Consider the following 4,067-nt stretch of genomic DNA (forward strand, 5'->3'; position numbering starts at 1 on the left):
AGGCCGATCATGCTGACCATACAGCACGCTGACACCACCCACCTGCCCGCAATCCTTGATATTTATAATGATGCGATTGCCAATACGACGGCCGTTTTCATCAGCCAGAAGGTCAATTTGCAAAACCGTGCGGAATGGCTGACATCACGCCAAAACGCGGGTTTTCCGGTACTGGTGCTGACAGAGGGGGACGAGCTGCTTGGCTATGCCAGCTACGGCGCTTTCCGTGCTTTTGAATGTTATAAACATACGGCAGAACTCTCGATTTATATTGCCGGTCATGCGCGCGGCAAAGGTGCCGGTGACAGACTAATGCGCGCCTTGCTGGAACATGCAGCGGGCAACAATATCCATGTTCTGCTTGGCGCAATTGAAGCACAGAATACCGCTTCTCTCCGTCTGCATGAGAAACATGGCTTTACACAAACCGGTCTTCTGCCGCAGGTCGGCCGAAAATTCGACCGCTGGCTTGATCTGGTACTGATGCAACGCATTCTCTGATCACGCACTAATCTGGTCAAGCTCTGCAAAAGGAGCTTGATTTTAGAATTATTCCAAACTATTAAATTTAGAACAATTCTAAAAAGGAACTTCCATGTTCTCCTCCCTTTTCTCGCCGTCACGCCGGTCTTTTGAAAGTCTCTCCGAACAGGAAATGTTGGCACTTGCCATTTCCTCTGAAGAGGATGATGCCCGCATCTATCTCAGCTATGCGGACGGATTGCGTGAGGCTTACCCACAATCCGCCAAAATCTTTGAGGCGATGGCAGAGGAAGAGCATAATCACCGTGCACGCCTGATTGAACTGCACCGCCAGCGCTTCGGCGAAACGATTCCGCTGATCCGGCGTGAACATGTGCGTGGCTATTATGAGCGCAAGCCCGACTGGCTGGTGCGCCCGCTCGGCATCGATAAAGTACGCAATATGGCGGCACAGATGGAGGAGCAGGCTGCACGTTTTTACGAACAGGCAGCCATGCGTGTCTCCGATGCCGCCACGCGTAAATTGCTCGGTGATCTGGCACTGGAAGAAAAACATCATGAACAGCGCGCCCATCATCTGGAAGAGAAGCTGACGCCGGATAATGTGCAGGATGAAGAACGTGCCGGTGAGCGCAAACAACTGATCCTGACCTATATCCAGCCAGGCCTTGCAGGTCTGATGGATGGCTCGGTTTCCACACTGGCACCGATTTTTGCCGCAGCCTTTGCCACGCAGGATACATGGCAGACTTTTCTTGTTGGTCTTTCCGCTTCCGTCGGTGCGGGTATTTCCATGGGCTTCACGGAAGCTGCCCATGATGACGGCAAACTTTCAGGCCGTGGCTCGCCGGTCAAACGTGGCCTTGCCAGCGGTATCATGACCACTGTCGGTGGCCTCGGTCATGCCCTGCCCTATCTGATTACCGACTTCTGGACTGCAACCGGCATTGCGGTATTCGTCGTCTTTGTCGAGCTCTGGGCGATTGCCTATATCCAGAACCGCTTCATGGAAACACCGTTCATGCGTGCAGCCTTTCAGGTCGTACTCGGCGGTGCACTGGTGCTCGCAGCCGGTATTCTTATCGGTAATGCCTGATAAAAATTAGCCTGCCACAACAGCAAGCGTTGCGGCAGGCTTCACTACAGACTGCTCGTCCATAAACGGTTCAATGCAGATATGATTGGGCTTGTTAATGGTCACAAAACTGTTGCGCGGCACCGCCATCCAGTTTTCTGCAACGCCGTCCAGCGGCTCAGACACAACACATATTCCCGTAGAGGATGCCATTTTGGCGGTGTATAGCGTTGGTGCATAAGTATCACTGGCATAGCGTACTGCAAACAGTGAATGACCATCTGAGAATGCTGCTGTCAGCCGGATAAAAGGCGGCACTTTTGCACGTTCCGCAGCCTCATAAATTGTCTCGACAGTGCGCGTCAGAGCACGGAGCGGATCATCATCCAGCCCGAAATGCAGCATCAGCAGGAAGAAGAGTTCTGAATCGGTCGAGCCCGATTTATGGCTGTAAAGCGCATCCGGCAGCAAACTCTCCAGCGGACGGCGCAAACGGTCAAAACTGCCGATCTGACCATTATGCATAAAGCTCCAGCGCTGAAACACGAACGGATGGCAATTTGCACGGCTGGTTTCACCGCCGGTGGAGGCACGCACATGCGCCAGAAACAGGCGCGAATTAATCTGGCGCGCAAGACTGCGCAAATTCTGGTCAGACCATGCAGGCAGAAGATCGCGGTATAATCCCGGCTCCTCGCGCGTGCCGTACCACGCCACGCCAAAGCCATCGCCATTGGTCGCGGTTTTCGCCTCAGTCGCATGATGGCTTTGCGCGATCAGCGAATGACAAGGCGAAGTGATAATATCTTCAAGATACAGATCAGATCCGAAATACGCAGCCCAGCGGCACATGAAACACACTCTGACAAGTGAGCGAAAGATAGGAACCTGCCGTTATTTATAGCCGGTTACAACAGCGATCTTCCGACACTATAGTTAACAATTCACTATTCAGCCGCGCGCTTATGCGTTTTGGCGTAAAGCTTCGCGACAATAGTGCTGGCTGTTTTGTCGAATAAAAATGGCAAAATTGCATGGATCAAAGCTGCAAAAGCAGCTGCAAAAAGCTTGAATGAAAATTTGCCCGCAAAAGCCATATGCTCAAAATAGGTTTCGTTAACGGATGCCGGATGTTCCGTAAACAGACGTGAAATTTTGGTTTGCATGAGTTTCCCCGTTATCAATTTTCAAATCAGCAAGATAGGTTTCTGATTTGAAATACTAACACCGCCAAACGCATATTTTGTCTCAAAAAATTCTTGATAATATAAATACTTGGGACAATTATCCCTATATGGTACATAATATAGACGAAACAGACCGCCGCATCCTTCAGGAATTACAGAAAGATGCCACTCTATCGGTAGACGCGCTTTCCGCCCGTATCCACCTGTCGCGCAATGCATGCTGGCGGCGGCTGAAGCGACTGGAAGATGACGGCATTCTCAAAGGCCGTGTTGCAATCGTGGATGCCGACAAAATCGGCCTTGGCCTTACCGTTTTCATGCTGATCAGAACCAGCAATCATGATCCGAAATGGCTGGAACAATTTCGCGCGGCAGTCACATCGCTTACAGAGGTTGTCGGCGTTTATCGCATGAGCGGGGATCTTGATTATATTATCCGTGCCCGCATTGAAGATATGAAAGCCTATGACCGGCTCTATCAGAAACTCATCACCCGTGTGCCGCTGTCAGATGTCTCTGCGTCCTTCGTAATGGAAGAAATTAAGGACAGCACGGAAATCCCGCTTTTCGGTTACACACCATAAGAAAAGAGCCCCTAAAGCGTATCCCGAAAAGTGCGAAGCGGTTTTCGAATAAGATACGCGTAAAACAAAGAGTTAGAGCGGTTCTACCGATGCAATATTAACCGGAACCGCTCTAATTATTTTTGAAAAAAGCATACGGCTCTTTCAAAAAGAGCCTCAATATGTTTAGTGCTCATTTTAAATCATATATTGCTGAAAAGGGTTTATCATGTCTGCCAATTCCCCTTCATCATCCAGCCGCCCGAAGCTCGGAATTGTCCGTCTTGAACATGCTGCAGGCCTTGATCTGCCGGCCTATGAAACATCAGGTTCTGCTGGTGTTGATCTGCGTGCTGCCGTACCGGAAGACCGCCAGATCGTGCTGCTGCCGGGTCGCCGTACACTTGTGCCGACCGGCCTGATTTTTGAACTGGAAGAAGGCTATGAAGCGCAAATCCGTCCGCGCTCCGGTCTGGCTTTCAAACATGGCATTACCTGCCTGAACACTCCTGGTACCATCGACAGCGATTACCGCGGTGAAGTCAAAGTCCTGCTGATCAATCTCGGTGATGATGATTTCCGCATCGAGCGCGGCATGCGCATTGCGCAGGCGGTGATTTCTCCTGTTGTGCAGGTTGAAATTGAAGAACGCTCAGAAGTCGGCGAAACTGAACGCGGTGCCGGTGGTTTTGGCTCAACCGGTCATAAATAAGAGTGCTGTAAAGCTGAAATTAAAAAGCCCCGCATGAAACTCATGCG

At 50.8% G+C, this 4,067-nt stretch carries 6 protein-coding genes; 4 read left to right on the forward strand and 2 right to left on the reverse strand.

Annotated features, from left to right (window positions below; all coding sequences use genetic code 11):
• Positions 1 to 9 precede the first annotated feature (9 nt).
• Positions 10 to 501: an N-acetyltransferase family protein gene (locus tag A918_RS0111865; protein ID WP_371257518.1), complete on the forward strand. Its 492-nt coding sequence runs from the start codon at positions 10 to 12 to the stop codon at positions 499 to 501.
• A gap of 94 nt (positions 502 to 595) precedes the next feature.
• The gene (gene mbfA, locus A918_RS0111870; protein WP_022711282.1) at positions 596 to 1,579 is read left to right on the forward strand and encodes an iron exporter MbfA; all 984 of its coding nucleotides are present in this window, start codon (positions 596 to 598) and stop codon (positions 1,577 to 1,579) included.
• Between the two features lie 6 nt (positions 1,580 to 1,585).
• Here the strand turns inward: mbfA and A918_RS0111875 are convergent, their stop codons facing one another.
• Positions 1,586 to 2,410 (reverse strand): class II glutamine amidotransferase, encoded by an 825-nt coding sequence (locus tag A918_RS0111875; protein ID WP_022711283.1) that lies wholly within the window; start codon positions 2,408 to 2,410, stop codon positions 1,586 to 1,588.
• 95 nt (positions 2,411 to 2,505) lie between these two features.
• A complete protein-coding gene (locus tag A918_RS0111880) occupies positions 2,506 to 2,724 on the reverse strand; it encodes a DUF6356 family protein (protein ID WP_022711284.1) in 219 nt (72 codons plus the stop codon).
• A 128-nt stretch (positions 2,725 to 2,852) separates the two neighbouring features.
• Here A918_RS0111880 and A918_RS0111885 point away from each other — a divergent pair, with 128 nt between their 5' ends.
• Positions 2,853 to 3,329 (forward strand): Lrp/AsnC family transcriptional regulator, encoded by a 477-nt coding sequence (locus tag A918_RS0111885; protein WP_028233719.1) that lies wholly within the window; start codon positions 2,853 to 2,855, stop codon positions 3,327 to 3,329.
• Between the two features lie 208 nt (positions 3,330 to 3,537).
• The gene (gene dut, locus A918_RS0111890) at positions 3,538 to 4,020 is read left to right on the forward strand and encodes a dUTP diphosphatase (RefSeq protein WP_022711286.1); all 483 of its coding nucleotides are present in this window, start codon (positions 3,538 to 3,540) and stop codon (positions 4,018 to 4,020) included.
• The last annotated feature ends 47 nt before the right edge of the window (positions 4,021 to 4,067 follow it).

This window comes from Pseudochrobactrum sp. AO18b (genome assembly GCF_000409565.1).
In the GTDB taxonomy this organism is placed as follows: Bacteria; Pseudomonadota; Alphaproteobacteria; order Rhizobiales; family Rhizobiaceae; genus Pseudochrobactrum; species Pseudochrobactrum saccharolyticum.